Annotated in this window: 28 protein-coding genes; 13 read left to right on the forward strand and 15 right to left on the reverse strand. The window is 54.3% G+C overall.

All coding sequences use genetic code 11. From position 1 onward, the window contains the following. Window positions 1-87 precede the first annotated feature (87 nt). The gene (gene pepT, locus ACMWJS_RS01665; RefSeq protein WP_111966902.1) at window positions 88-1,311 is read left to right on the forward strand and encodes a peptidase T; all 1,224 of its coding nucleotides are present in this window, start codon (window positions 88-90) and stop codon (window positions 1,309-1,311) included. A gap of 99 nt (window positions 1,312-1,410) precedes the next feature. Further along, window positions 1,411-1,902 carry an REP-associated tyrosine transposase gene (locus ACMWJS_RS01670; RefSeq protein ID WP_414746499.1) on the forward strand — a complete coding sequence of 164 codons (492 nt, stop codon included), beginning with the start codon at window positions 1,411-1,413 and terminating at the stop codon, window positions 1,900-1,902. An 87-nt stretch (window positions 1,903-1,989) separates the two neighbouring features. Here ACMWJS_RS01670 and ACMWJS_RS01675 read toward each other — a convergent pair whose 3' ends face one another. The 8 genes from ACMWJS_RS01675 to rluE all read right to left on the reverse strand — a co-directional run bounded on the left by ACMWJS_RS01675 (window position 1,990) and on the right by rluE (window position 9,799). Further along, window positions 1,990-3,111, reverse strand: a complete 1,122-nt coding sequence (locus tag ACMWJS_RS01675; protein WP_021241031.1) for a cupin domain-containing protein — start codon at window positions 3,109-3,111, stop codon at window positions 1,990-1,992. Window positions 3,112-3,202: 91 nt separating this feature from the next. Continuing rightward, the gene (phoQ, locus tag ACMWJS_RS01680; protein ID WP_414746500.1) at window positions 3,203-4,666 is read right to left on the reverse strand and encodes a two-component system sensor histidine kinase PhoQ; all 1,464 of its coding nucleotides are present in this window, start codon (window positions 4,664-4,666) and stop codon (window positions 3,203-3,205) included. Next, window positions 4,667-5,338 (reverse strand): two-component system response regulator PhoP, encoded by a 672-nt coding sequence (phoP, locus tag ACMWJS_RS01685; RefSeq protein ID WP_024908594.1) that lies wholly within the window; start codon window positions 5,336-5,338, stop codon window positions 4,667-4,669. It lies immediately after the preceding gene. Between the two features lie 123 nt (window positions 5,339-5,461). Beyond that, window positions 5,462-6,832 carry an adenylosuccinate lyase gene (gene purB, locus ACMWJS_RS01690; RefSeq protein WP_045910223.1) on the reverse strand — a complete coding sequence of 457 codons (1,371 nt, stop codon included), beginning with the start codon at window positions 6,830-6,832 and terminating at the stop codon, window positions 5,462-5,464. Between the two features lie 19 nt (window positions 6,833-6,851). Beyond that, window positions 6,852-7,481, reverse strand: a complete 630-nt coding sequence (hflD, locus tag ACMWJS_RS01695; RefSeq protein WP_008500756.1) for a high frequency lysogenization protein HflD — start codon at window positions 7,479-7,481, stop codon at window positions 6,852-6,854. Between the two features lie 28 nt (window positions 7,482-7,509). Then, the gene (gene mnmA, locus ACMWJS_RS01700; protein WP_021241033.1) at window positions 7,510-8,622 is read right to left on the reverse strand and encodes a tRNA 2-thiouridine(34) synthase MnmA; all 1,113 of its coding nucleotides are present in this window, start codon (window positions 8,620-8,622) and stop codon (window positions 7,510-7,512) included. Window positions 8,623-8,662: 40 nt separating this feature from the next. Beyond that, the gene (locus ACMWJS_RS01705) at window positions 8,663-9,136 is read right to left on the reverse strand and encodes an NUDIX hydrolase (RefSeq protein ID WP_023327130.1); all 474 of its coding nucleotides are present in this window, start codon (window positions 9,134-9,136) and stop codon (window positions 8,663-8,665) included. Between the two features lie 9 nt (window positions 9,137-9,145). Continuing rightward, complete coding sequence (gene rluE, locus ACMWJS_RS01710) at window positions 9,146-9,799, reverse strand: 23S rRNA pseudouridine(2457) synthase RluE (RefSeq protein WP_414746501.1); 654 nt, start codon at window positions 9,797-9,799, stop codon at window positions 9,146-9,148. Between the two features lie 117 nt (window positions 9,800-9,916). On the opposite strand from rluE, the gene icd reads away from it, so the two are divergent. From icd to ACMWJS_RS01725, 3 genes are all read left to right on the forward strand, one after another. Next, the gene (icd, locus tag ACMWJS_RS01715; RefSeq protein ID WP_008500752.1) at window positions 9,917-11,167 is read left to right on the forward strand and encodes an NADP-dependent isocitrate dehydrogenase; all 1,251 of its coding nucleotides are present in this window, start codon (window positions 9,917-9,919) and stop codon (window positions 11,165-11,167) included. Window positions 11,168-11,244: 77 nt separating this feature from the next. Beyond that, window positions 11,245-11,592 carry a DUF1304 domain-containing protein gene (locus ACMWJS_RS01720; RefSeq protein ID WP_126534335.1) on the forward strand — a complete coding sequence of 116 codons (348 nt, stop codon included), beginning with the start codon at window positions 11,245-11,247 and terminating at the stop codon, window positions 11,590-11,592. Window positions 11,593-11,666: 74 nt separating this feature from the next. Next, a complete protein-coding gene (locus ACMWJS_RS01725; protein WP_248221150.1) occupies window positions 11,667-11,912 on the forward strand; it encodes a DUF2543 family protein in 246 nt (81 codons plus the stop codon). A 290-nt stretch (window positions 11,913-12,202) separates the two neighbouring features. Here ACMWJS_RS01725 and ACMWJS_RS01730 read toward each other — a convergent pair whose 3' ends face one another. Further along, complete coding sequence (locus ACMWJS_RS01730) at window positions 12,203-13,702, reverse strand: EAL domain-containing protein (RefSeq protein ID WP_414746502.1); 1,500 nt, start codon at window positions 13,700-13,702, stop codon at window positions 12,203-12,205. Between the two features lie 206 nt (window positions 13,703-13,908). Between ACMWJS_RS01730 and ACMWJS_RS01735 the strand changes: the two genes are divergently transcribed. The 3 genes from ACMWJS_RS01735 (at window position 13,909) to ACMWJS_RS01745 (ending at window position 17,643) form a co-directional block, all read left to right on the forward strand. Continuing rightward, window positions 13,909-15,459: an EAL domain-containing protein gene (locus ACMWJS_RS01735; protein WP_414746503.1), complete on the forward strand. Its 1,551-nt coding sequence runs from the start codon at window positions 13,909-13,911 to the stop codon at window positions 15,457-15,459. 166 nt (window positions 15,460-15,625) lie between these two features. After that, window positions 15,626-17,110 carry a diguanylate cyclase gene (locus ACMWJS_RS01740; RefSeq protein WP_414746504.1) on the forward strand — a complete coding sequence of 495 codons (1,485 nt, stop codon included), beginning with the start codon at window positions 15,626-15,628 and terminating at the stop codon, window positions 17,108-17,110. A 284-nt stretch (window positions 17,111-17,394) separates the two neighbouring features. Further along, window positions 17,395-17,643 carry a GlsB/YeaQ/YmgE family stress response membrane protein gene (locus ACMWJS_RS01745; RefSeq protein WP_008500746.1) on the forward strand — a complete coding sequence of 83 codons (249 nt, stop codon included), beginning with the start codon at window positions 17,395-17,397 and terminating at the stop codon, window positions 17,641-17,643. A 129-nt stretch (window positions 17,644-17,772) separates the two neighbouring features. On the opposite strand, the gene ACMWJS_RS01750 is transcribed toward ACMWJS_RS01745, so the two are convergent. Then, on the reverse strand, window positions 17,773-17,871 hold the full coding sequence (locus ACMWJS_RS01750) for a YoaK family small membrane protein (RefSeq protein WP_014883431.1): 99 nt from the start codon (window positions 17,869-17,871) through the stop codon (window positions 17,773-17,775). Window positions 17,872-17,916: 45 nt separating this feature from the next. After that, a complete protein-coding gene (locus ACMWJS_RS01755) occupies window positions 17,917-18,945 on the reverse strand; it encodes a sensor domain-containing diguanylate cyclase (RefSeq protein ID WP_414746655.1) in 1,029 nt (342 codons plus the stop codon). A gap of 309 nt (window positions 18,946-19,254) precedes the next feature. On the opposite strand from ACMWJS_RS01755, the gene ACMWJS_RS01760 reads away from it, so the two are divergent. Next, window positions 19,255-19,509 (forward strand): DUF333 domain-containing protein, encoded by a 255-nt coding sequence (locus tag ACMWJS_RS01760; protein WP_045910230.1) that lies wholly within the window; start codon window positions 19,255-19,257, stop codon window positions 19,507-19,509. Between the two features lie 80 nt (window positions 19,510-19,589). After that, on the forward strand, window positions 19,590-19,895 hold the full coding sequence (locus ACMWJS_RS01765; RefSeq protein ID WP_048027499.1) for a periplasmic protein: 306 nt from the start codon (window positions 19,590-19,592) through the stop codon (window positions 19,893-19,895). Here ACMWJS_RS01765 and ACMWJS_RS01770 read toward each other — a convergent pair whose 3' ends face one another. After that, the gene (locus tag ACMWJS_RS01770) at window positions 19,896-20,240 is read right to left on the reverse strand and encodes a DUF488 domain-containing protein (protein ID WP_048027500.1); all 345 of its coding nucleotides are present in this window, start codon (window positions 20,238-20,240) and stop codon (window positions 19,896-19,898) included. It lies immediately after the preceding gene. Window positions 20,241-20,341: 101 nt separating this feature from the next. Here ACMWJS_RS01770 and ACMWJS_RS01775 point away from each other — a divergent pair, with 101 nt between their 5' ends. Continuing rightward, the gene (locus ACMWJS_RS01775; protein WP_048222585.1) at window positions 20,342-21,049 is read left to right on the forward strand and encodes a CTP synthase; all 708 of its coding nucleotides are present in this window, start codon (window positions 20,342-20,344) and stop codon (window positions 21,047-21,049) included. A gap of 31 nt (window positions 21,050-21,080) precedes the next feature. Here ACMWJS_RS01775 and ACMWJS_RS01780 read toward each other — a convergent pair whose 3' ends face one another. After that, window positions 21,081-22,268 (reverse strand): CynX/NimT family MFS transporter, encoded by a 1,188-nt coding sequence (locus tag ACMWJS_RS01780; protein WP_414746505.1) that lies wholly within the window; start codon window positions 22,266-22,268, stop codon window positions 21,081-21,083. A 99-nt stretch (window positions 22,269-22,367) separates the two neighbouring features. Between ACMWJS_RS01780 and ACMWJS_RS01785 the strand changes: the two genes are divergently transcribed. Further along, complete coding sequence (locus tag ACMWJS_RS01785; protein WP_414746506.1) at window positions 22,368-23,159, forward strand: AraC family transcriptional regulator; 792 nt, start codon at window positions 22,368-22,370, stop codon at window positions 23,157-23,159. On the opposite strand, the gene ACMWJS_RS01790 is transcribed toward ACMWJS_RS01785, so the two are convergent. Beyond that, window positions 23,143-23,589, reverse strand: coding sequence for a DUF441 domain-containing protein (locus ACMWJS_RS01790; RefSeq protein ID WP_008500737.1), 447 nt, complete (start codon window positions 23,587-23,589; stop codon window positions 23,143-23,145). The genes ACMWJS_RS01785 and ACMWJS_RS01790 overlap by 17 nt on opposite strands. Window positions 23,590-23,734: 145 nt before the next feature. Here ACMWJS_RS01790 and yoaI point away from each other — a divergent pair, with 145 nt between their 5' ends. Next, window positions 23,735-23,839 (forward strand): small membrane protein YoaI, encoded by a 105-nt coding sequence (gene yoaI / locus ACMWJS_RS01795; protein ID WP_010430055.1) that lies wholly within the window; start codon window positions 23,735-23,737, stop codon window positions 23,837-23,839. Window positions 23,840-23,859: 20 nt separating this feature from the next. Here the strand turns inward: yoaI and ACMWJS_RS01800 are convergent, their stop codons facing one another. Continuing rightward, window positions 23,860-24,360: a YbaK/prolyl-tRNA synthetase associated domain-containing protein gene (locus tag ACMWJS_RS01800; protein ID WP_008500735.1), complete on the reverse strand. Its 501-nt coding sequence runs from the start codon at window positions 24,358-24,360 to the stop codon at window positions 23,860-23,862. Window positions 24,361-24,426 lie beyond the last annotated feature (66 nt).

Genomic DNA, 24,426 nt, shown 5'->3' on the forward strand with positions numbered 1-24,426 from the left:
CTCGTTTGCGGGATAAAAGTGACCTGACGCAATATTTGCGTTTTGATGCTTATTGATAATGTTGTCACAAAAAGTGAGGGTGACTGCATGGATAAATTACTTGAGCGTTTTTTACAGTACGTTTCGCTGGATACCCAATCTAAACCGGGTGTTCGCCAGGTGCCGAGCACCGAAGGCCAGTGGAAGTTATTAAACCTGCTTAAAGAGCAGCTTGACGCCATGGGGCTGGTCAACGTCACGTTAAGCGAGAAAGGCACTGTGATGGGAACGCTGCCGGCGAATGTCCCGGGTGACATTCCGGCGATTGGCTTTATCTCCCATGTCGACACCTCTCCGGATTTTAGCGGTAAACATGTGAACCCGCAGATTGTTGAAAACTACCGCGGCGGCGACATTGCGCTGGGCATAGGCGACGAAGTGCTCTCGCCCGTCATGTTCCCGGTGCTGCACCAGCTGCTGGGCCAGACGCTGATCACCACCGACGGAAAAACGCTGCTGGGGGCGGATGATAAAGCGGGGATCGCAGAAATCATGACGGCGCTGGCGGTGCTGAAGGGCAAAAACATTCCGCACGGGGATATCCGCGTGGCCTTTACGCCGGACGAAGAGGTCGGCAAGGGCGCGAAGCACTTCGACGTGGACGCCTTTAACGCGCAGTGGGCCTACACCGTTGACGGTGGCGGCGTCGGTGAGCTGGAGTATGAAAACTTCAATGCTGCCTCAGTGACGATCAAAATTGTTGGTAACAACGTTCACCCCGGTTCGGCGAAAGGCGTCATGGTGAACGCGCTGTCGCTGGCGTCGCGAATTCATGCGGAAGTCCCGGCGGAAGAGAGCCCCGAACAGACCGAAGGGTATGAAGGTTTCTATCACCTGACCAGCATCAAAGGCACTGTGGACAGCGCGCAAATGCACTACATCATCCGCGATTTCGACCGTAAAGCCTTTGAGGCGCGCAAGCGTAAGATGATGGAGATCGCCAAGAAGGTGGGCAAGGGCCTGCATCCTGACTGCTATATTGAGCTCATCATCGAAGATAGCTATTACAATATGCGCGAGAAGGTGATGGCGCATCCGCATATTCTCGATATCGCCCAGCAGGCGATGCGCGACTGCGATATTGAACCGCAGCTGAAGCCAATTCGCGGCGGCACCGACGGTTCTCAGCTGTCATTCATGGGGCTACCGTGCCCGAACCTGTTTACCGGTGGCTATAACTACCATGGCAAACATGAGTTTGTGACGCTTGAAGGAATGGAAAAGGCGGTGCAGGTGATTGTGCGGATCGCGGAGTTGACCGCGAAGCGGTAGCCGCTTTAAGCCGGGTGGCGGCTACGCCTTACCCGGCCTACGTTCAAATTGTAGGCCCGGTAAGCGAAGCGCCACCGGGCAGAAAGGCAAGGAGTGCCCATGTCAAACTACCGTCGCCATTACGTCCCCGGTGGAACCTGGTTCTTCACCGTCAACCTGCAAAATCGTCAGAGCGATTTGCTTACCCGTCATATCGATAGCCTGCGTTCCGCCGCCTCAACGGTTAAGCGTGCGAAGCCCTTCACCATCAACGCGTGGGTTATTCTGCCTGAACACATGCACTGTATCTGGACCCTACCGGAAGGAGACAGTGATTTTTCTGCTCGCTGGCGGGATATCAAAATGACGTTCAGCCGCAACATCGACATGCGCCATATCTGGCAACCACGATTCTGGGAACACACTATCCGTAACGAAGAGGACTACCGGCGGCATGTGGATTACATTTACATCAATCCGCTGAAGCACGGCTATGTGGGTAAAGTCAGCGACTGGCCGTTTTCAACGTTTCATCGGGACGTGCAGGAGGGATTGTATCCGGTGGATTGGGCCGGCGAGATCGAGGATTTTGCGGCGGGTGAGCGGCGATAAAAACGCCCGGTGGCGCTACGCTTACCGGGCCTACGATCCGAATGTAGGCCGGGTAAGGCGAAGCCGCCACCCGGCAAATATCACGACTCAGTCCTCAAAGAACCAGTACCCGCTGTTGACCAGTGCGGCCAGCATCGCGAGGAAGGACGGGTCTTCCAGCGCATCGCCAAAGGTATCGGCAGTCAGCACCAGATGGCTGGCAATCGCTTCCAGTGCCGGACGGTGTGGAGAGTCCAGCTTCTCGCCGTTGACGAACACGTCCTCACCAATACGCAGCACGCGTAGCCCGCCCAGACGCGTCAGCTTGTCACCCTGCTGAAGCGCATCATAAATCTCGTCAGCCTGATAAGGCGGCTCCGGTGGTGCAACGTCCAGCTCGTGGCGGGACTGGCTGATAAACTCGCCAAACCACTGTTTGAAGTGCTCCGGCTCGTTAATCAGATCCAGCATCATGCCGCGCAGCTTATCCAGCTCTGCGGGCAGGATATCGGCCGGATGCTCGCGTGCAGGCACATCAGGGTCGCTGTAACGATAGCTGCCCAGCTCGCGCTGCAGAACATAGTCGGCAAATCCGCTGATCATCTCGCGGCCGCTTGGCGCGCGGAACCCGACGGAGTAGTTGAGGGAATTCTCCAGGGAGTAACCTTCGTGAGGGAATCCCGGTGGAATGTAGAGAATGTCACCCGGCTCCAGCTCTTCGTCGATAATCCCGTCAAACGGGTCAACCTGAAGCAGGTCCGGATGCGGGCAGTGCTGCTTCATGGGGACTTTTTCGCCCACGCGCCAGCGGCGGCGGCCCGTACCCTGAATAATAAACACGTCGTACTGGTCCAGATGCGGACCGACGCCACCGCCAGGAACGGAGAAGGAGATCATCAGATCGTCCATGCGCCAGTCGGGCAGGGCGCGGAATGGACGCATTAAGGCGGCCGTTGGCTCGTGCCAGTGGTTGACCGCCTGCACCAGCAGCGACCAGTTGTTTTCACCGAGGTGATCGTAGCTTTCGAAAGGACCGTGGCTAACCTGCCATTTCCCGTCCTGGTGGCTGACCAGACGGCTGTCGACTTCGTTTTCCATGGCCAGACCGGCCAACTCGTCAGGCGAGATGGGGTCGACAAAATTGCTGAAACCGCGCTTCAGAACGACCGGGCGTTTTTGCCAGTAACGTTCAATAAACTCGGGCCAGTTAAGCGTTAAGTGATAATCCATATTTTTTTATTCCGCAGGCTCTTACTGACTCGGATTATAACGGAAGCTCAGCCCCCCGGCTGCGAGATCCTCGCATTTTTCACATAACGGGTTAACTATCGTTCGATGTGGGCTGCTGGCGACCAAAAATGACCTCCATTCGCGCGCCGCCCAGCAAACTTTCACTGGTTTCGATTTTCCCGTCGTACTGATCGACAATCTCGCGCGCGACGGCTAATCCAACGCCCTGGCCAGGACGTAGCGTATCAACGCGTTGACCGCGATCGAACACCACATCACGTTTATTGCGCGGGATCCCCGGGCCATCATCCTCAACGATGATATGCAGTTCGTTATCCGTCTGCCGCGCCGACACTTCCACGAACTCCAGACAGTATTTGCAGGCGTTATCCAGCAGGTTACCCATCACTTCCATGAAGTCATTTTTTTCACCCACAAAGCTTATCTCTGGCGAGATATCGAGGCTGATGTTCACCCCTTTACGCTGATACACCTTGTTGAGGGCAGACGTGAGGTTATCCAGAAGCGGGGCGACCGGATGCAGCTCTCGGCTCAGCAGCGCGCTGCCGGAACGCATGCTGGCGCGGTGGAGGTAATAGCCAATTTGCTGGGAAATACGGCTGATCTGCTCCAGCATCACCGGCTCGGCATCGTCAACGCTCAGCTTCGAACTGCGCATGGAACGCAGGGTGCTTTGCATGACCGCGAGCGGGGTTTTCAGGCTGTGGGTCAGGTCGGTAAGCGTCGTACGGTATTTATCATAGCGTTCGCGTTCACTTTTCAGCAGGCGGTTGAGGTTTCGCACCAGGCTGGTGAGCTCGCGGGTGGTTTCCGGATTAAGCTTTTCGCGATGATGTTCTTCCAGCTCGCGAACCTCTTTCGCCAGTGATTCAATGGGGCGCAAGCTCCACCACGCCGCCACCCACAGCAGCGGGATTACCAGCAGCAGATTTGCCGCCAGAACGTAGATGAACCAGCTCCAGACCATATAAGAACGCTTCAGCTCGACCGGAATGGTGTCGATCACCACGATGGTCAGTTGCGGCATGTTTAGCGTCGCCGGATAGAGGTTAATCGCGACGGAGTGCGTCATCTCCGTTTCGGCATCGTCGGCGCGGATCTCGTTCAGCTTTTGCTGCAGGGAGCGATCTTCACGGATCAGCGAGCTGGTGGTGTTGAGATCGGCTTCAATTTCATGAAACCCGTTGGTTTTAAGCCAGTCCGGACGAATGCTTTTGACCAGCCACGGGATGTCCCGCTGTGCCCACAGTAGCTTCCCCTTTTCGTCATAAATCAGGGCCAGCGTGGGGCTCTGCTGATTGAGGTTTTCCGGCATTTCGACGGTGATTTTATTGTCTTCCCACTTCGCCAGGGTATAAAACAGATTGCTTTCGCCACGCAGCAGGCGAAAGGTGGTTTTATCAAAGCTGACGCTGTAGCCCACCAGGGCGACCATGCCGTAGGAGAGCGACAGCACCAGCACGACGGCTGCCGTTGCCAGTAAAAAGCGCACCCGCAGCGAGAGGGGCAAAATATGGCGCAAGATCCGTCTCATTTAGCGTAATTCGAACAGGTAGCCCTGGCCACGGACGGTGGTAATCACATCCTGTGGATATTGCGCCTGAATTTTCTTACGTAAACGTCCCATCAGCACGTCAATGGTATGGCTTTCACGCAGTTCAGCATCAGGATAGAGCTGGAGCATCAAGGAGTCTTTGCTCACGACCTTGCCGTTGTTACGGATCAGCGTCTCCATGATGGTGTATTCGAAAGCGGTGAGCTTGATCACTTCATCATTGATGGATAATTCCCGGCGGGAGAGATCGACCTGGAAAGGCGGGATGGAGATAACCTGAGACGCCAGCCCGCTGTTGCGACGAAGCAGCGCCTGCATGCGGGCCGCCACCTCTTCAATATGGAATGGCTTGGTGACGTAATCATCTGCACCCGCGCTGAGCACTTCGACCTTATCCTGCCAGCCTTCACGGGCGGTCAGCACCAGAACCGGCAGAGAAACATCGTGGCTGCGCCAGCGGCGAATCAATGACAGACCGTCTTCATCAGGCAACCCTAAATCGACAATGGCGATATCCGGCAGGTGTTCATTGAGATAATAATCGGCTTCTTTTGCATCTTCAGCATCGTCCACCTGATGTCCCATCTCCTGAAGCTGAACCTTCAGGTGATGACGTAGCAATGCGTTATCCTCAACAACCAGTACGCGCATCATCTTTTCTCCCAGAATAAATAGTATGAATAGTTTAACGCTGATTATGTTGCTGTGGGGATAAACATTGAGTAAACCGGGGAAAAGCAACCCCCTTTCCGGGCGGAAAGGGGGGAGAGGAGATTACTTCAGCTCGTCAACCATGGTGATGGCGCGGCCAATGTAGTTCGCCGGAGTCATCGCCTTCAGGCGGGTTTTCTCTTCTTCCGGCAGCGCCAGGCCGTCGATAAACTGCTTCATACCCTCGGCGTCAACGCGTTTGCCGCGGGTCAGCTCTTTCAGTTTTTCGTACGGCTTTTCGATGCCATAACGACGCATCACGGTCTGAATCGGCTCCGCCAGCACTTCCCAGTTGTGATCCAGTTCGTCCAGCAGACGATCGCGGTTCACTTCCAGCTTGCTCACGCCTTTCAGGGTGGACTGGTACGCAATCAGCGCGTAGCCGATGCCCACGCCCAGGTTACGCAGCACGGTGGAGTCGGTCAGGTCGCGCTGCCAGCGGGATACCGGCAGTTTGCTTGCCATATGCTGCAGCACGGCATTCGCCAGACCCAGGTTGCCTTCGGAGTTTTCGAAGTCGATCGGGTTCACTTTGTGCGGCATGGTGGAAGAGCCAATTTCACCCGCGATGGTTTTCTGTTTGAAGTGGTTCAGGGCGATGTAGCCCCACACATCACGATCGAAGTCGATCAGGATGGTGTTGAAGCGCGCGATGCAGTCAAACAGTTCGGCGATATAGTCGTGCGGCTCAATCTGGGTGGTGTACGGGTTCCACTGAATGCCCAGCGAGGTCACGAACTCTTCGCTGAACTGGTGCCAGTCCACTTCCGGATACGCGGCGATGTGGGCGTTATAGTTACCGACCGCGCCGTTGATTTTGCCCAGAATTTCAACCTGTTCCAGCTGACGATACTGGCGCTCCATACGGTACGCGACGTTCGCCATCTCTTTACCCATCGTGGATGGGGTGGCTGGCTGGCCGTGGGTACGGGAGAGCAGCGGAATGTCGCGGTATTCCACGGACAGCGCTTTCACCGCGTCGATGATTTTCCGCCAGTAAGGCAGCACCACCTCTTTGCGCGCGGTAGAGAGCATCAGGGCGTGCGACAGGTTGTTGATGTCTTCAGACGTACAGGCGAAGTGGATGAACTCAGACACGGCGTGCAGCGCAGGAACGCTTTCCACTTTCTCCTTCAGGAAGTACTCGACCGCCTTCACGTCGTGGTTGGTGGTGCGCTCAATGGTTTTAATGCGCGCGGCATCTTCTTCATTGAAGTCGGCAACGATTTTATCAAGGTAATCGTTTGCCTTTTCATCAAAAGCAGGAACTTCCTTGATTGCTGCCTGGGCGGCCAGCTTTTGCAGCCAGCGTACTTCAACCTGAACACGGAACTTCAGCAAACCATATTCGCTGAAGATCCCGCGCAGCGCGCTGACTTTATCGCCGTAGCGTCCATCGACAGGGGATACGGCGGTCAGTGAGGATAATTCCATAATTCGCAACTCCGGGAGGTTAACAATGAGCAAGAATTTGTTTTGCCTGAGTGGTCAGGCGATTACGAGAAAACATTAGCTGCAGGCGGCCACCGCCAACCTGGTGCCACAGCACGGCAGCGCGGATCCCAGCCAGCAGGGACGCGCGTACTTTTGCCTGTACCTGCGGACTTTGCAGCACGGCAGGGGAGCCGGTGACCTGTATACGCGGTCCCAGCGGGCTGATGACGTCAACATAAATGCCGGCCATGGCGCTCAGCAGCGTGTCGGACTGCAGGTCAAAATGATCGAGCTGACGCTGTAGCCCGGCAATGCGATCGCCCAGGGTATTAAGCGCGCCTTTTGCTGCGCTCAGCTTACGCTCCAGCACCATCAGGCTCAACGTGTAGCGGGTCAGCTCTGCGTTTAACCCCTGACGGCTGCTGGCGTTAAGCACGCCAAGCAGGGTTTCAAGACCGAGACGAAGATTGGTTTCACTGCCGCCGAACACGCCCAGGGTTGAACCGGGGTTGAGGTCGATAACGCTGTTGAGTGAAACGTGCAGGGCGTCAGCGTCGCAATGACCCTGATGCGCCAGCTGTTGCACCAGACGGGCTGACTGGCAAATTCCCGCCAGCGCCAGGGTGATGTCATAGTAGTTCTTCGCCACACGGTCTCCTTTATGTGTGCAATCGCTGTTAAACAGCGGGCAGCGGCAGGCGCTGTTCAATGATCCCGCCGCCCAGGCAGATTTCGCCGCTGTAGAAGACAGCAGACTGGCCCGGGGTGACGGCGGCGACCGGCTCGTCGAAGCGCACGTCAATGCGATCGTCATCGAGCGCGGTAACGGTGCAAGGAATATCGGTCTGACGGTAGCGTGTTTTCACCGTGCAGCGCAGCGTGCCTTTTAGCGGCTCACGATCGACCCAGTGCAGCTGTTGCGCGATCAGGCCAACGGACATCAGACGCGGATGGTCGTGACCCTGAGCAACAACCAGAATATTGTTTTCGACATCTTTGTCGACCACGTACCACGGATCTTCGCTACCTTCTTTCGTCCCGCCGATACCCAGGCCTTTACGCTGGCCTAAGGTGTGGTACATCAGCCCCTGATGCTGGCCAATCTCTTCCCCGTCGACGGTGACAATTTTACCCGGCTGTGCGGGCAGGTAACGTCCGAGGAAATCGCGGAATTTGCGCTCGCCGATGAAGCAGATGCCGGTAGAGTCTTTTTTCTTCGCGGTGATCAGGTCCAGCTCTTCGGCGATTTTACGCACCTGCGGCTTTTCCAGCTCGCCGACGGGGAACAGGCTCTGGGCGATTTGCTCGTGGCTCAGCGTATAGAGGAAGTAGCTTTGATCTTTATTGCCGTCCAGACCGCGCAGCAGCTGGCTTTTGCCATTCACATCTGCGCGACGCACGTAGTGACCGGTCGCAATGTAGTCTGCGCCCAGATCTTCCGCGGCGAATTCCAGGAAGGCTTTAAATTTGATCTCTTTATTGCACAGAATATCCGGGTTCGGCGTGCGGCCCGCTTTGTACTCTTCGAGGAACAGTTCAAACACGTTGTCCCAGTATTCTGCGGCAAAGTTAACGGTGTGCAGTTCAATGCCGAGCTTATCGCACACGGCCTGCGCATCGGCGAGATCCGCAGCGGCAGTGCAGTATTCCTCGCCATCATCTTCCTCCCAGTTCTTCATGAACAGGCCCTCCACCTTATAGCCCTGTTGCTGTAACAGGTAGGCGGAAACGGAGGAATCGACACCGCCGGACATGCCGACGATCACTTTTTTCTGGCTATTATCTGACATGGAATACTCACGACATTGAACTTCAAGGCGGCGTATTCTATCACGCCCCCCCACCATTGGCACCCTCTGTAAACGGCCAGTTAAAAGCGCCGATGACATCCAGCGGCAAGCGGTCGGCAGACTGCCAGCAGCGAATGCTTTCCGCAACCAGCGGCGAGCGCAGGTTTCGCGCGTTCAGGATCTCGTCGGCGGTGACCCACAGGCAGCGGTCGATATCGTCATCCTGCGGCTCAGTGGCGCACGTTTCGCTAAGCTCAACGGCAAATAAAAAACGCAGGAAAGGGGTGCTGTCGGGTGCAATCCACTGGTGCATACGGATGAAGTGCTGGGGTTCAGCGTGAATGCCGGTCTCTTCCCACAGCTCGCGTTTTGCGGCCTGAAGAAGGGTCTCATTGGCTTCAAGGTGCCCGGCTGGCTGGTTCCACAGCGCTTTGCCGTTAATGCTCTCTTCGACAACCAGGAATTTACCCCGGGCGTGGACCACGCAGGCAACCGTGACATGAGGTTTAAACATAGTGACTCCTTAACAGGTAACGTCTCGCCATTCACCGTTTGCCAGCGTTTCCAGGGTGTAGTTACCCATAGCGTAGCGAATCAGACGCAGGGTAGGGAAGCCGACGTGCGCGGTCATCCGTCGAACCTGACGGTTGCGGCCTTCATAAAGGGTGATTTTGAGCCAGCTGGTCGGAATGGATTTGCGTTCGCGGATCGGCGGATTGCGCGGCCACAGCCACTCCGGTTCATCCACGCGTTCAATACATGCCGGCAGGGTGGGACCGTCGTTTAGCGTGACGCCTTTGCGCAATTTATCCAGCGTTTCTTCGTCCGGCTCGCCTTCGACCTGGACGAAGTAAATTTTGCCGGTGCGTTTTCCCGGCTGCGTGAGCTTCGCCTGCAGCGCGCCGTCGTTGGTCAAGACCAGCAGGCCTTCGCTGTCCCGGTCCAGACGCCCGGCCGCGTAGACCCCCTGAACAGGGATGTAGTCCTTTAGCGTGCTGCGTCCGGCTTCGTCGGTGAACTGCGGCAAAACATCGTAGGGTTTATTGAACAGAATCACCCGCTTTGGCTGGGTTTCTTGCGGTCGTCTGGCTGCTTGTCGGGAGCTGAATCGCTCAACCCGGTGTTTTGTAAAAGAAGTTTTCTTCATGGTATTTTCAGGCGTTATCAATTGCCGCATTATAGCCTAATAACGAAGACCTTTCATGGCGTCGGACAATCAGGTACTATCGAAGGGCTCATTACAATTTATTAACATAAGATCAGTAACAACCAGAAGCGCTCGAAGGAGAGGTTAATGGAAAGCAAAGTAGTTGTTCCGGCGGAAGGTAAAAAGATCACCCTGCAAAACGGCAAGATTAACGTTCCTCACAATCCGATTATTCCGTTCATCGAAGGCGACGGTATCGGTGTAGACGTTACCCCGGCAATGCTGAAAGTGGTTGATGCCGCTGTTGAGAAAGCCTACAAAGGCGAGCGTAAAATTTCCTGGATGGAAATTTACACCGGTGAGAAATCGACGCAAGTTTATGGCCAGGACGTCTGGCTGCCAGCAGAAACGCTGGACCTGATCCGCGACTACCGTGTTGCTATTAAAGGCCCACTGACGACGCCAGTCGGCGGCGGTATCCGTTCCCTGAACGTAGCTCTGCGTCAGGAGCTGGACCTGTACGTATGTCTGCGTCCGGTTCGTTACTATCAGGGCACCCCAAGCCCGGTGAAGCACCCGGAACTGACCGACATGGTTATCTTCCGCGAAAACTCAGAAGACATCTACGCGGGTATCGAATGGAAAGCGGACTCTGCTGACGCAGAAAAAGTGATTAAATTCCTGCGCGAAGAGATGGGCGTGAAGAAAATTCGCTTCCCTGAGCATTGCGGTATCGGCATTAAGCCGTGCTCCGAAGAAGGGACCAAGCGTCTGGTGCGCGCGGCCATCGAATATGCGATCACCAACGACCGTGACTCTGTGACCCTGGTTCACAAAGGCAACATCATGAAGTTCACCGAAGGCGCGTTCAAAGACTGGGGCTACCAGTTGGCGAAAGAAGAGTTCGGCGGTGAGCTGATCGACGGCGGCCCATGGCAGAAGATCAAAAACCCGAACACCGGCAAAGAGATCATCATTAAAGATGTGATCGCCGATGCGTTCCTGCAACAGATCCTGCTGCGTCCTGCAGAATACGACGTAATCGCCTGTATGAACCTGAACGGTGACTACATCTCTGACGCCCTGGCTGCACAGGTTGGCGGTATCGGTATCGCCCCTGGCGCGAACATCGGTGACGAGTGCGCCCTGTTCGAAGCAACCCACGGTACTGCACCTAAATACGCAGGTCAGGACAAAGTGAACCCAGGCTCTATCATCCTGTCCGCAGAGATGATGCTGCGCCACATGGAATGGTTCGAAGCCGCAGACCTGATCGTTAAAGGTATGGAAGGCGCGATCAACGCGAAAACCGTAACTTACGATTTCGAACGCCTGATGGAAGGCGCTAAGCTGCTGAAATGTTCAGAGTTTGGCGACGCGATTATCGCGAACATGTAATCCAGATTCTGGGTTAAACAAGAGCGGGGGCCTGAGGGTTCCCGTTTTTTTTGCCCCTGCCTGCGGGAGACAACTCGATGTTAGCCACTGTCCTTATCGCTGTCGTTGCACTCATCCATCTCTACATTCTTGTGCTGGAAATGTTCCTGTGGAATACCAAAACAGGGCACAAGGCTTTTAATCTGCGTCCTGATTTTGCGCGCGACACCCGCGTGCTGGCCGCGAATCAGGGGCTCTATAACGGTTTTCTGGCGGCAGGTCTGCTCTGGAGCCTCTGGCTCGGCGAAAAGGGGATTCAGGTAGCCATCTTCTTCCTGACCTGTGTACTGATCGCCGGACTTTTTGGCGCAGCCACCGCCAGCCGTAAAATTTTGTATGTGCAGGCCATACCCGCGCTTGCAGCGCTGCTTGCGTTACTCCTCTGAAGCAATGCTTTGGTTGAGATAACGCCTCCGATATACTCGTGACGTTACCTTTATTGACCTGAGACGAGACTGTTATGCACAACGACATCCCACTGAAATACTATGACATTGCCGACGAGTACGCGACGGAAGCCGCAGAGCAAGTCCCTGAGTCAGAGCGCGACGCGCTGGCACACTATTTCCAGCTGCTGCTCACCCGCTTAGCGAATAATGAGGAGATCAGCGAGGAAGCCCAGCAGGAGATGGCCACTGAAGCCGGGATCCGTGCGGGTCGCATTGATGATGTTGCGAACTTCCTCAATCAGTGGGGAAATGAATAGCCTGCCTTAGAAACCGTTATGCTGATGCTTTGCGATACAGCTCAGCATCACGCTATCGGACCACATGCATTTTTTCCGCAGAATAGGCGAAGTGGGTTTATCGATAAACAGCGCGAAAATAACGATCAGAAAGAACAGTACCACTGGAAAAAGTAAGGATAATTTCACGTTTTTAACCAAAATAAGAGTGTGCTTCAGGGTAATCTACCGTCTGAATATGACGACTATATGTTTTGGCGGAAAAAATGGAAACGCCTGCGTGTAAAAAAACGTGCATGGCAGGCTTCTGATTACGCGGCGACGCCGGTGAGTCGCTTCGCCAGTTCGCTCCGGGTGAGTGCTTTTGAAAAATACCATCCCTGGATCAGGGCATCGGGATATCTGTCCGCAATGAAGCGATATTGAATTTCATTTTCCACGCCCTCGAAAACAAGGGTTTTATTCAACTTCGCAAGAGCATCGCTGAAGATAACAAAGATGTTTTGCTTATAATGCTCGCTGACGCCATCCACCAGCGACTTATCAATTTTAATTTCATCATATTCAAGCTGCGACAGCCGGGCCAGATTAGAATTTTGCACGCCAAAATCATCAATTGAAATTTTAACGCCAAGCGACTTCAGTTCCTGACAGAACTCCTCGAGGATACCCGCCGCGGAAACGGCTTTCTCAGAAAGCTCGACCTTCATCAGGGAAAGGGGGAGGCGATTGGCTAAGCACTCGCGACGCAAAATGTTAATAAACTGTCCATCTTCAATTTCTTTTCGCCCAACGTTGATTGAAACGATCAGCTGATGCTTAATCGCCAGCGGGGCAATTTCTGAAAGGGACTTCGCGATAATATTGCTGTAATATTTTTTATACAGACCGATTTTTTTAATTAATGGGATGAACAGCTCCGGCGAGACGTCTCCGTGCTTTTGATCGCGCCATCGCGACAGAACTTCGACACCCACGATTTTTTGATCGCGAATACGAATAATGGGCTGATAATTAACGCTGAAGGTATTCGTTATCACGGCTTTGATCAGCGTGCGTTCCAGCGAAAAACGGTCTTCATAGAGACGGAAGATAAATAACGTTATCGCGACCCAGATAAAAAAGAGTATGACCGCGAGAAACGTAAAGATAAACGGGGGGAGCGAGGCCAGTCCCGCATCGTGGTGTTTTACAATCACGCATAGATCCCACAAGGCGCTGCACTGTGTAATGGTCAGGGTGAACAACACCGAATACAGCCAACTCCGCGGCTTCAGCTCAGGGGCGGCTGAAAAAAAGATCCGGCCAAAGTCCTTCGTGGTGGCGCTCAGAGAATAGCTTGCGGTTACCGGGGTAAATTTATCGTAAGCATAGCGGGAGGTGAAGATAATAATATTATTATAAATAGCCGCATTGCCCGTGAAAAAGTCTTTTCTGGAAAACTGCGCCAGGAGAAAACCTCTCGGCGTTTTATGCAGTTCCGCAGGAAGTGGAATGGGCGTCGCGAGTTTACCCCAAAAAGCGGTACAGACAATTTTTCCCTTTTCGATGAAACCGATATCGCTGAAATAGAGGTTATTAAGCTTTATTTGCCTGTAGCTATCAAGGCTGGCTTTATCACATCCCTGCGTCGTTATGCTTTTGAGGCCCAGCGCCACGCTTTGGGACAGATCTTCTGAATAATGTAAAAGGGTTTGGGATATTTCAAGCTGTTTGGTTTTTTGCTGGCCGATGATAACCACGTTGACCGCATAAAGAGACAGGATGACCAGAAGCGTTGAAACGATCGCAACGGCAATGCGCTTTTTCATTTTCCAGTTATCCTGTCCGCTCCCTGATTTCACAAAGCTTAACACAGCCAGGGCAAGGCACAAGCCTGATAGTCACGTCGGGTGAGCAAATTTGGGCGGGTGAACTCATACGAAAGCATCAGTTTTTTAAGACAATTCTCAGCTAAGCTATTTTCATTGTGATAAGCAACGCCGGGTAAACCACGGGTTCTTCTTTCCGATCCTCCATGCTTGTTTATTCTATTAAGGAAAACATCGTGCGTAACATGATGATCCCTGTTCTCAGTGCCTTGTTTCTTTTTCTGATCGGCATACTGATTATTAACTGGCAGTTATGGCAGATGGCAAAAATGAATAATGTTCATACCGCCACGGTAAGCACCCAGAAAATAGAAAACATTCTGTCGGAAGCCGTCAGTGCGGCCAGCACGGCGAAGCGCGTTGCGGAGCAGGGGTGTACCAGTAGCGGGCAGCTGGTGCTGGGGACAGAAGCCGCGCTAAAACCGCATCTGCGCGCCATCATGATCCAGCAGCAGGGAAAAATCATCTGTACTTCCCTTCCGGGGAATGGCGTTTTGATTGTGCATCCGGAGACGCTACCTGAAAAAGAATTAATGCTGCTACCCGGTAATCGACTGGTGAACGGCATCCCGGTACTTGTCTTCCAGATGCCCATTGCGGGAGGGCGCGTCATCGTCAGCGTCAGTGATGCGCATTTGCAGGACGTCATCGCGAACGCATCAAACAGCGTTAACCTGGGGTTGGTTGTCGGCGACAGGATGTTTACGCGCAACGGTGAGGTGACCGGCTGGAAAGCGGCCTCGTGGGCGGGGTCACTGACGACCTCTTCGCACTTCCCCTTCAGTCTGGCCTGGCAACCGCCTGCCTTTTTTAGCCTGACGCGGCTACTGCAACAGGGATGGAGCCTGATTCTGCTGATTCTCGCGCTATCCGTGGCGGTGGGCATTTTGATCCGCCGCTACAAGGGGAAAAGCACCACCTTTGAAGACGATTTACGTAAGGCCATTTTGCAGGGAGAGATCGTGCCTTATTACCAGCCGATCGTGAACGGCGATACCGGCGGGTTATACGGTGTCGAAGTCCTGGCAAGGTGGAAGCATCCTAAGTCAGGCTTTATCCCGCCGGACGTCTTTATCCCGATAGCTGAACGTAGCGGGTTGATTATTCCGCTGACCAAAGGCTTGATGGCGAAAGTGGTCACACAGCTTAAGCCGCTCCTGCCTAAGCTGCCGGACGGGTTCCATATCGGGGTGAACATCAGCGCCAGACACATCAATGCCCCTTCTTTCATCGGTGACTGCCGAATCTTCGGCAAGGGGTTTCAGGGTAAAGCCGTGAAGCTGGTGCTTGAGGTGACCGAACGTGAACCGTTGATCGATAATCCTCATCTGGTGGAAAACCTCAACGTGCTGCATAACGCCGGTTTTGTCATAGCACTGGATGATTTTGGTACCGGGTATTCCGGGCTGTCATGTCTCAATGCGCTTGCCATAGATTATATTAAAATTGATAAAAGCTTTGTTAACCGGGTATCAGAGGAGAAGGACTCAACGATCCTGCTGGACTGCGTTATTGACCTGGCGAAAAAACTTTCGTTGCGGATCGTGGCCGAAGGCGTAGAAACGAAAGAGCAGCTGGAGTATCTCAACCGTAATGAGATTACCCTGCTGCAGGGTTATTATTTTGGTAAACCCGTCTCCTATATCGATTTTATTAAAGTCATTTTATCTAAGCCCAGGGAGACCGTGATGGTGTAAAACGCCGGGCGTTGCTGAGCGTCAGGAATAGCGCCGGTTACCAGTCGGTGAAAAACAAAATAAAGACGAGCTTCTGTTGTATGCTTAAGTGCAATTTATTTTCCTCTTATCCTGAGCTTTGTTACAGTGACAAGAGTTGTCAGCCAGGGATATCAGGCGTGATAAGGTGGAAAAGCTCGTGCATGTGAAAAATACTTTTTACACAACAACCATTACCGTCATCATTGTCTCATTGATCATCTCGCTGGCGCTTGCTGTCCAAATTGCCACGTCCAGACAGCAGTCAATCCAGCAAATTAATACCAGCGTCGCTAACCTGAGCCATACCCTTGATGTCTATACTGAAGGGATCATGCGCCAGAGTGAAATGTTAATTACTACCGTTTCCGACATAATCGAAATTTATGGCATGACCCCGCAGCAGGCGACCAATATTCAGCACATGATCAATAATCAGGATAACCTTCTTACCCAGATTAATAATGTGGTTGTTTACAATGCTCAGGGCGATATCTTTACCGCGCTGCATGAAAGTTTTACGGGGCCACGCAAAGGCTCGGACAGAGAGTTTTTTATCTATCACAAAGAAAATAAAAATCAGGCGATTTTTATTGGGGAACCGGTGGTAAGCAGAACCAATGGCAAATGGGTTATCACCATCAGCCGGCGCCTTGAAACCCAGACCGGGGCATTTAACGGTGTGGTGGTGGTGACGCTGGGTATCGAAAATTTTCTGGCGCTCTACGGGCAGATTAATATCGGTCACTCGGGTGTCATCGGCTTAACGACACAATCAGGCGTGCTGCTGGTCCGGTATCCCTTTAAAAATACCTATATCGGCACGATTGTTTCTGATTCACCGCTCTTCAGGAAATATCTCAAGGTACAAAATACAGGGATAGCCAGCTCCATCTCACGGTTTGATAAAATCGAGCGCATTTATGCCTATGAGAAAAACAGACGCTACGGACTGGTCACCACCGTGGCGGTCAGTATTGATGAAGCTCTTGCCCCCTGGCGCAAACAGGCGATTCAGCTGGCGGTACTCATTTTCGTGTTCACGGCGATACTCATCGTCGCGTCATACTTCCTCTATTCCGACCTGTCCCGTAAAACACGGGATAACAAAGCGCTGAAGATTATTGCCTCAGAAGATGCGTTGACCGGGCTGTACAATCGCCGCGTCTTTGATGAAAAAATCCTCTCGGACATCGCTATGTGTGCCGCGCATGACGCACCGATTTCGATACTGATCGTGGACGTGGACTACTTCAAAAAATACAACGATAACTACGGCCATCCGGAAGGGGATCGGTGTCTGGCTATGCTTGGAAACAGCCTCAGGAAGAGCCTTACCCGTGATAATCAGCTTGTGGCGCGATACGGCGGAGAGGAGTTTGCGCTGATATTGCCGGATACGGATATTCAGGAGGCGCTTCGTCTGGCCCAGACGATTATTCGCAATGTGTTCTCGCTGCAAATCGCCCATGCCTTTAGCCCCTTCGGCCGGGTGACGGTAAGCGTCGGGATTTCAACCGCCCGTGCCGTCGACATCGCGGGCAGCCAGCAAAATATCATTATTGCCGCAGACCAGGCCCTCTATCAGGCGAAACGCGCGGGGCGTAACCGGTACGCGTTTGTTGGGGTATGAGCTAAAAAAAAGCCCACTCAGGAGTGGGCAAAAAATACTGGAAGCAATGTGAGCAATGTCGTACTGAATACCTGAGTGTTTCTCTCAACTATTCAGTATTGAGAAAGATAATCTTTCTCAATAAAAGATGCAACCCCACAGTTTATGTGGCCCATTCTTTTTGTTGATGAAAAATGACGCACTCTCTCACTGTGATGCTTATCACAAATTTCCTTTCTGGAATCCTGTGCTATTCTTTTTTGTGTCGTTGATTTAATGACAAAAACCATACAGAGAGGAAAGTTATGGGAATTTTATCCTGGATTATCTTTGGGCTTATTGCGGGTATTCTGGCGAAGTGGATCATGCCGGGCAAAGATGGCGGTGGGTTTATCGTCACCGTAATACTGGGTATTGTCGGCGCGGTAGTCGGCGGCTGGATCAGTACGCTGTTCGGTTTTGGCAAGGTCGATGGCTTTAACTTCGGCAGTTTCGCCGTCGCGGTGATCGGTGCGCTGGTTGTTCTGTTTATCTACAGAAAGATCAAAAGCTAAGTTCTGAAAGCGTTGAAAAAGGCTGCCGGATGGCGGCCTTTTTACGTATTGGGTTTACCACCAGCCAAGCTGCGTGCCGGCAAACGCTGCAATGGCAACGATCAGCATAATGACGGTTGTCTTCCGCATTTATGCCCCCGGCGCCGCGTAGCCGCCAACAAAAAACCACGCTAAAAAAACCACCGCCGTTATAAATATAACGACCGGGAAGAGGATCCCTATTCTCATACCATCACCTGTTTCGGTTTCTGCAACGCCGTAGAGTGTACGGGGTTAATCCATAGTGAGAAAGCGTGTTTTGCTTTTTCCTTTCTTATCCTGATACATCGCCACATCCGCAGCGCGTAACGCGCTGTCAGGATCGGTTGCGGCAGGGTCCACTTCGATCACGCCGAAGCTGGCGCCCGGATAAATAATATGAACGCTGCCGAGCCAGTATTCGCCGGCGATGCAGGCGCTGAGGCGCGTTTTGAGCAGCGTAAGCTGCGCGTTATCCCCGTCCTGGTGGGGCTGGCTCAGCGACGCAACCAGAAATTCATCCCCGCCCAGACGACCAATAATATCCTCCTGCTGTTTCTCTTCGGTCAAACGCTTGCTCACTTCTATCAGGAACTGGTCGCCAGCCTCGTGGCCGTAACGATCGTTGATCAGCTTGAAATCATCCAGATCGATAAACGCGATGATGGCGTTACGCTTCAGGTGCCGGGCCAGAGAAAAGAGGGTGGTCAGATCTTCAAAAATGGCGCGACGGTTAGGTAAACCGGTAAGGGCATCCGTATAGGAGTGCGCGATGAGGGCCGCATTGGCTTCGCGAAGCTGGGTCACCAGCGACTCTTTCTGAATGGACTGGGCAATCAGCCCGGCGAAGAGCTTCAGCACCTGTTCAGCGCGCTCGCTCAGCGGCTTTCTGGCCGTGCTGGTGGCGCAGAGCGTTCCGTAAAGTGAACCATCCGCAAGATGGACAGGAATACTCATGTAGGTGGTAATGCCAAGTGCTTTTGCGGCTTCACACTCGGGCCAACGTTCGGGCACGTCATTGCTGAACATCGTGTCACTATCCAGCGCGCGTTTGCACAGCGTCTCATCCCATGGGACGCTCAGCCCCTCCGGGATCGTCATCTGTTTGCTGTTGCGGGCGTAGAGGATGTGCTGCAGCCGCGCCTCGATATCCACCTTCGTCAGGTAGGTCGACTCCATGTCGGTGACAATTTCCAGCATCTCCAGCAGCTGGCGAACGAGGCTTTCAAGGGATTGCTCGGTGGCAAGGGTTTCTGAAACGCGAGCGAGGATAAGGTCCGACATGACGTAGAATGACTCCCAGGCAGAAGACGTCTGCATCTGCATGTTATGCTGAGTTTTTAGACTTCAGGCATAGTAAAACATGAATACAGAAAATTTAATATATGCAGGAAGCGGGGAGCAGGCGAGAAAAAAAGCCCCGTTGTTGAGACCGGGGCAAAGACATCTTGATTACGGAATGATGTTCTCTGGTCATATCGAGAACATGCCACACTATAGTGCTGAAAAGTGCAGTTAAAATGGAGAAATCATGGAGAACGCGGCGATGACCCGTTACCCTTAGGGTGTAATGACGTCAAAAGGATCAATGAGATGAGATTTCTGCTTCTGACACTGGCGCTTCCCCTGGCCGCCTGCACCGCAAAAACCACGCCACCCGATGCGCCGAAACCGCCGCACGTTATCGGTATGGCGAACCCGGCCTCCGTCTACTGCCTGGAGAAAGGCGGGGAACAGATCCCGGTTCAAAGCCCGCAGGGCGTTCGCACCGAGTGCAAATTACCGGGCGGGGAAGTGATCGATGAATGGACGCTCTATCGTCGCGATCATCCGCAACCCACCAGGTGACAGACGGATACTGCCTGCGATACACTTCTCTTTAGGATTAATCTTAGCCAGTTTCTGGCGTTCGTTTCCGCGAGAGAAGTATGTTTCAGCTAAAACCGGGCAGCATGGCGATGATCGTGGGTGCCCGCACGGCGTCAGGCCGTCGCAATATTGGTAAATCTGTTGAGCTGTTTGGCCTTTGCCAGCCTGGCCTGCGTTTCGTTAACCCGGTCAACGGCGTGATGACGCAATTACCGGCCACCGCAGATCGCGCGCTTTGGCTGGTGACGGGTGATGTCTACGCCTTCGATAACCAGCACGGCTTTGCGTTTGTCCGCGCCGAACATCTGATGCCGCTCACCCCGGATGATGCACCGCAAATTCTGGATGAACTGACGATCGGCTGATCACAGATGGCGCAGCCAGTCGGCTAAGACCAGGGCGTGATTTTGCTCCGTGTTTTTGGCAGCAAAGAGCAGGGTGACGGTCTGCCTGCGCGCCAGCGTCGCCAGACGCGCACCCTCGTCAGCCTGCTGCGCCAGCTCTTCCCGATAGGCCTGGCTGAAGGCGGTGAAATCAATCGTTTCGCTATGAAAGGCCTTGCGTAGTTCAGTCGAGGGCGCGAGCGCTTTACACCATTCGTCATACACGAGGTCCGTTTTCTTAACGCCGCGCGGCCACAGCCTGTCCACCAGTACCCGATAGCCGTCGTCAGAGCCTGCCTGTTCGTAGACCCGTTTGCACTGAATCATGATTTCACCCTCCCAATTTAAGGTATTGTGATAATTGCAAAAGATCGGTAGTCTGAGGTTCCTTATGTTATCTGATAATACTCTGGCATAAGGAACCTTTCATGGAACACCTCCCGGTTAAAACGACGCTGCGCATTGCGCTGGTTGGCGATTACAATCCCAATGTTATTGCGCATCAGGCGATCCCGCTGGCCATTGACGACGCCGCCGCAGTGCTTGACCTCACCGCCGATTACGACTGGCTGGCCACGACGGAGCTGACAAGCTCTGAAGATCTGGTGGGCTACGATGCCATCTGGCTGGTTCCTGCCAGCCCCTACAAAAACACCGAGGCCGCTTTTATTGCCGCGCGCTACGCCCGTGAAAATAGCATCCCGTTCCTGGGCACCTGCGGCGGGTTCCAGCATGCGCTGATTGAGTATGCCCGTAACGTGCTGGGCTGGGCTGATGCGGCACACGCTGAGACGGATACCGAAGGCACCATGGTGATTGCGCCGCTGACCTGCTCGCTGGTGGAAAAAACCGATGCGATTGAACTGCGCAGGAATACACTGATTGCCAAAGCGTACGGCAAGCCGGAAATTGAAGAGGGATATCACTGTAACTATGGCGTGTCTCCAGCGTTTGCACAGGCGCTGGAAAACGGAGATATGCATGTGACGGGCTGGGACGATCAGGGTGAAATCCGTGCCGCGGAACTGGTCACGCACCCGTTCTTTGTGATCACCTTATTCCAGCATGAGCGTGCTGCGCTGGAAGGACGTCCGGTCGTGCTGGTACAGGCGATGCTGCGCGCGGCGCGCGGGTAAAAAAGGCAGACCCGAGGGTCTGCCACACTGTTTAACGGGGCGCGATCTCCCGGTCTCGCCCGGCTAAGATGCCGCAGAGGGCCATTATCACGGCGGCCAGCGCGCAGCCCAAGAGCGGGATCCGCCAGTCTCCCGCGCTATCGTGAATTTTCCCCATTAGCGGAGGGCCGCAGGCGGCGAGCAGATAGCCAATCGACTGTGCCATGCCGGACAACGCCGCCGCCTGGTGTGCAGTGCTGGCGCGAAGACCGATAAACGTCAGGCCGAGGATCATCGTTGCCCCTGTGCCAAAGCCAAACACCAGTGTCCACATCACCGCCATGCCCGGCATAAACCATAATCCCGCCGCGCTTATCGCGCACATCAGCGCCACCGCGCCTGCGATCGCCCGCTGGTCTTTCAGACGGTGGAGGATCAGCGGAACGGCGAGTCCCGGCACGGCCGTGGCCAGCTGCAACAGACCGTGCACCGAGCCAGCCTGCGCTTCGCTGTAGCCGTGGCTCAGCAGTATTGCCGGCAGCCAGCCGATGATGACGTAGTAAATCAGCGAGTTTATCCCCAAAAAGAGCGTGACCTGCCAGGCGAGGGCCGAGCGCCAGATCGCGCGGTTATGCAGCGCGCCTGAGCCCGTTACCGTTGCGACGTGTTTCTGACGCCACTGCGGCAGCCAGAGCAGCAATGCGACCAGCGGAAACGCCATCAGCATCAGCAGCGCGCCATGCCAGCCCGCACTCCCCTGTGCAAGGGGAACGATCATCGCTGAGCCAAACGCCGCCGAAACGCCCATCGTCAGGGAATAGGCGCCGGTGAGCTTCGCCACCTGGCCTGGAAAATCACGCTTAATTAATCCGGGTAACAGCACGTTCCCGAGCGCAATACCGCAGCCGACGATCGCCGTTCCGGTGAAAAGCAAAGCGGCGGAGGGCAGCGAGCGAACGGCAATCCCGGCGCAAATCAGCAGCAGGGCAATAAACAGGCTGCGCTCCATGCCGATACCCCGGGCAACACCTGCGGCGAGCGGCGAGACGAGGGCGAAAGCCAGCAGGGGCAGGGTGGTCAGCAGACCGGTTTGCGCCGTGCTTAAGCCATAATCAAGACGAATGGTATCAAGCAGCGGCGCTGCGCCGGTAAAGGTGACGCGAAGCGTAGTGGCAATCATCAGGATGCCTGCAATCAACAGCGCGCCGTGTTTTCCTGAGGTGCGAATAGCAGTAGTCATTATGTTCTCATACGTTCAAGCGAGCGCACACAATACCGATTTTCTCAGCGGTTGAAATCAGGCTAAAATGACAGTTTATCGCTAATATCGGACAAACTGATGATTGGTCTGGGACTGGAAGGCTACGATCCAGATAGCCAGCACGATGCGGCCGTCTCATTTCGCATTCAGGTGGTGGCGGAGGAACAGTATATTCCCCGGCATCATCACCGTAAGGGGCAGCTGATTCTGGCTCTCGGCGGCGCAATCACCTGTGAAGTGGAAAATGCGATGCTGATGGTGCCGCCTCAGTATGCCGTCTGGATCCCCGGTCAGATGCCGCACAGCAACAGGGCCACGCCGGGCGCGCAGCTCTGCTTTTTGTTTATTGAGCCGGGGGCCGTCAGCCTGCCCGAGCGCTGCTGTACCCTGAAAATCTCCCCTCTGGTGCGGGAGCTGATTTTATCGCTGGCGGAAAAATCGCGTGAGCAGCTCTCTCTTGCGACCACGTCGCGCCTGGTGGACGTGCTGTTTGACGAGCTGCCGCTCCAGCGTCAGGAGCATCTGCAGCTGCCCGTGTCGCCCCATCCCAAAATCAGGCTGATGAGCGAGAAGATGGCGGAAGAGCCCGCCGCCTGGCAGACGCTAACGCAGTGGGCGAGCCACTTCGCCATGAGCGAGCGCAATCTGGCGCGGCTGGTGGTGAAAGAGACCGGCTTAAGCTTCCGCCGCTGGCGTCACCAGCTGCAGCTGATTGTGGCGTTACAGCATTTAATAAGCGGGAAATCGGTGCAGCAGGTGGCCCAGTCACTGGGCTATGACTCGACCACCGCGTTTATCACCATGTTCAGGAAGGGACTGGGCCAGACGCCGGCGCGTTATATGGCCAGCCTGACTACGACTTCCCAATAAACAGCGAGACAAGGCCTGCCGCAATCAGCGGGCCGACCGGCACGCCGCGAAAGAGCGCCACGCCCAGTACGGTGCCCACCAGCAGACCCGCCACCAGCGAGGGCTGGCTGCTCATCAGCGTGACGCCGCGACCGCCCAGCCACGACACAAAAATCCCCACCGCGATCGCCACCAGCGATTTCCAGTTTACAAACGAGTGCAGCAGAGTTGAAGCGGGAAGGGTACCGCTGGCAATCGGCGCCATCACCCCAATGGTTAAGATGATAATCCCGATGGTGAGGCCTTGTTTTTCTATCCACGGGAAAAAGGTATTTAACGGGGTCACGCGCACAATAATCAGCACCAGAATCGAGATGGCGACGGTAGTGTTATGGCTGATAAAGCCGAGCGCGGCGAGTGCCAGAAGAATGAGCAGAGTAGGGTCAAACATAGGGAATCCTTGCCAAAAAAATTGTTCTGTTTACTGTACGCGCAAACGCGGCAGAGAACAGGGTTAAAAAGATTTTGTCGTTGTCATAACCTTGTCATTTACGCGGATTAAAACGAAAGCAGATATCGCAAAAGGGGTCGCCATCATGAACGATCACATGTTTGTGGAAACGCTAATTATCTCCTCATCGTTTTTCGCTATTGCCGTTATTCTCGTTGCCTCCGTGCTGTTTCTGGAACGAAAAGGCTGACAGGGCGTCAGCCATCGCAGTTACGCTTTATGGAAGGTGACGAGCTCAGGACGGGCGATGCGCAGGTAATCCTGGGTATCCATAATCACGGATTTCTCCAGCAGGCCGGCGTTAAACGCGATTTCGTCAAAGCGCTCGAACAGCAGCGGGTCGGCAACCAGTGCCAGGTCAGGATGAAAGCTAAAGGGCGGGATAGCGCCGAAAACGCAAGCGGTCAGGGCATCGACTTCGGCCGGGCTGGCGAGGGAGGCCTTTAGCCCGCCAAAATGGCTGGCAAGCTGGCTCAGGTCAGCCTGCAGGTCGGCGGCCAGAATCGCCAGAACGTGTTTTTTCACGCCGTTTCCCTTCACCTTGCAGACCAGGGCCTTGGCGCCTTGCCGCAGATCGGTTCCGCGAATTTCACTTACCGCTTCACATTTCCCGACCGCCTCGTGCTCCATGACGCGAAAACGCGCGCCCTGCTCGGTAAGTAAGGTAATGAGCTGCTGGTGGGTTCCTGTTCCAATAACGTCGTCAGTCATAACGATTTTCCCGGTGATAATCCAGTATGCAGTGTTCTACATTAGCACGGGATGAACGGGGTCGAA

The sequence above is a fragment of the Enterobacter sp. HK-058-C-ECC genome (genome assembly GCF_047531125.1).
Lineage (GTDB): Bacteria > Pseudomonadota > Gammaproteobacteria > Enterobacterales > Enterobacteriaceae > Enterobacter > Enterobacter quasiroggenkampii.